This window comes from Halomonas sp. AOP22-C1-8 (assembly GCF_052378905.1).
Taxonomy (GTDB): domain Bacteria; phylum Pseudomonadota; class Gammaproteobacteria; order Pseudomonadales; family Halomonadaceae; genus Vreelandella; species Vreelandella citrativorans.
Window position 1 is genome coordinate 1 of record NZ_JBQSYD010000062.1, and the last position, 2,517, is coordinate 2,517.

A 2,517-nucleotide genomic window follows, 5' to 3' on the forward strand; every position below is an offset into this window, starting at 1 on the left:
TGTGCCCTCAATGAGCGGCGTACCCGCTTACAGCTATAGCCTTTTTTTTAACGCGCGCCGCAACGTGTCCTGGCTGACGACGTTACCTGTCTGCTCCTGAAACCTGGCATGGAGGACAGGCAATTGATGGGGATACTCTTCAACCAGTTGTTCTAACACAGCCAGATCGCTCTCACTGAGGAGGTGCGGGCGTCCTTGGCGAGGCTTGTCTTGAAGACCTTCAATACCGTCTGCTTCCCATTGGGATAACCAGGTCGATACCGTATCGCGCCTAACCCCGATAATATCGCGAATCTGGTTAATCGTATGGCCCTTGTGGTTGAGCAGAACTGCGTGAGCCCGACGACGTAGTGCTCTCTTTTCGCCGTATTGGTAGGCTTCATTTAAGATACGTTGCTGGCCAGGTGTTAAAGAAACGAAACGTAAGCGCCGAGACATGGTTCTGAGTTTTACTCTGATGGACCTTTGTTTATTATGCGCGATAATTTATGCAGAAGCACTTAGTTCAACTGAGCAAAGCAGACGTTCGCCTAACTTGTTTCTGCCCCAAAACAATTCAGATCAAAAGTTCTCGCTCACTTAGTTCACAGTACTTTCCCCTATCAAAAGTTATCCGAAGGAGTTTGGGTAGCAGCATTTTTCTGAAATTATAAGGCATCATGCAATCTAACCTCCGTTAACTTTCATTAACCTATTGATTACACGTTGATGTGGTATTAAAAAGGTTGCATCATAGGAATATGAAAGGCGGCTAAAAGCCGCATAGAAAGCGTTATGTGAATGGAGATCAAAATGTCTTCTGTGCCAAAAAATAAAGATGAATTAGAGTTAGCTATAAACTCAATATTTCCGAAACTCATGGCTGACTATCGTTCAATTCCGGAAAGTAAAGCTCGCAAATCTGGAGTAGAGGGAAACGTGAAAGGTACGGTCATTAGTGTTAGTGATACAGTGGCTTACTTGATTGGTTGGGGAAAACTGGTTCTTAAATGGCATCAGCTAAGATCTCGACACCAACATGTAGATTTCCCAGAAACTGGTTATAAATGGAACCAATTAGGTTCACTCGCTGAAAGCTTCCACGAAGAGTATCGTGATTGGAAATACAATGATTTACTCATTGAACTTGAGTCTACGGTTAACGAGATACTTTTACTCATTTCAAGCTTAAGTGATCATGACTTATATAGTGTTACGTGGTATGAACAATGGACTTTGGGGCGCATGATTCAGTTTAATACGTCATCACCTATGAAAAATGTGCGTACAAAAGTTAGGCGTTTCAATCGAGAATTCACATAACAAACGCTTCAAGAGGGACAGCCAACGCGCGGCATTTTTGCTATGCGTTGGTTTTTGTGATTACGGTGTTATGCGGAAAGTTAGTAGTAGCGTTGGCTGCCCCTTAAGCGGGCGTTAGCCAGCATGATAAATCTATAAACGAGAGTTAATATTACATGTTAGATGATAGTCAAAGTAAAACTCTAACTGACAAGATGTTTAAGGAGGAAGAGGTTGGTAGTGGTTACTCTAACACTCTTTTTGTGCGCCTTGTCGGGCTGCGCATCGTTTTTACAAATGTAGATTTCAAGTATTGCATTTTTGACGCTGCGTACCTAAGAAACTGTACTTTTGAGTCTTGTGATTTTACGGGCTGCAGGTTCATAAATAGTAATCTAGTCGGTTCAGCTTTCAATGGGTGTAAGTTCGATTATGCAACTTTTGAAAAAACTCAAATTGATACAGATATTTTAGAAAGTGGTTGTCCCAGCTCTGAAAATCTAAAGTTGAAATTTGCGCGCTCTCTGCGGACGAACTATCAGCAGCTTGGTGACGCTAAAGCTGCTAATAAAGCTATTAGTATCGAGTTAAAGGCTACAGAAGTTCATCTACACAAGGCTTGGAGCTCAAAAGAGTCGTATTATAGACAGAAATATAAGGGATTTGTTAGGGCGTCTCTCTTTGTGGAATGGCTGGAGTTCAAACTATTAGATTTCATTTGGGGGAATGGTGAGAGCGCATACAAGCTGTTTAGGGCTGTATTTTTAGTTCTACTATCAATAACAATGTACGACGTGATTCATTACGGTGACCCAAATATGGTTAGTAATTACTGGGCATCATTTATAAAGTCTCCTCAAATTTTATTTGGTATAAATGGGACATCTGAATATTCTGGTGCTTTCTTAGCTCTAGTATTTGCAACAAGACTGATCATGTTTGGCTTCTTTATGTCAATTATCATTAAACGTTTTAATAGGAGATAATTGTGCATATTTATGCTTTTGGTTCTATATGTAGAGGTGAAATTGACATAGGCTCTGATGTTGACATGTTGATCATTGCAAATGGTCAATTAGATCACATAAATCCATCGGATTATTCAATTTATTCGTATGACCGAATCAAAGAACTCTGGGAGCAAGGTAATCCTTTTGCTTGGCACCTTCATTTGGAGTCGAAATTAGTATTCTCACAAGATAGCTCGAACTTCTTGAGTGAATTGGGTTGCCCTAG

General features: G+C 40.9%; 3 protein-coding genes and 1 pseudogene. 3 read left to right on the forward strand and 1 reads right to left on the reverse strand.

What is annotated here, in order from left to right; translation table 11 throughout:
- A pseudogene (locus ACT3TY_RS17830) lies at nucleotides 1-438 on the reverse strand (helix-turn-helix domain-containing protein); the annotation flags it as partial.
- 354 nt (nucleotides 439-792) lie between these two features.
- Here ACT3TY_RS17830 and ACT3TY_RS17835 point away from each other — a divergent pair.
- The 3 genes from ACT3TY_RS17835 to ACT3TY_RS17845 form a co-directional block, all read left to right on the forward strand.
- The gene (locus ACT3TY_RS17835; protein ID WP_444629089.1) at nucleotides 793-1,302 is read left to right on the forward strand and encodes a ClbS/DfsB family four-helix bundle protein; all 510 of its coding nucleotides are present in this window, start codon (nucleotides 793-795) and stop codon (nucleotides 1,300-1,302) included.
- A gap of 155 nt (nucleotides 1,303-1,457) precedes the next feature.
- Nucleotides 1,458-2,267 (forward strand): pentapeptide repeat-containing protein, encoded by an 810-nt coding sequence (locus tag ACT3TY_RS17840; protein ID WP_441677993.1) that lies wholly within the window; start codon nucleotides 1,458-1,460, stop codon nucleotides 2,265-2,267.
- A 2-nt stretch (nucleotides 2,268-2,269) separates the two neighbouring features.
- The coding region (locus tag ACT3TY_RS17845) for a nucleotidyltransferase domain-containing protein (RefSeq protein ID WP_444629090.1) at nucleotides 2,270-2,517 on the forward strand (248 nt) is incomplete at its 3' end.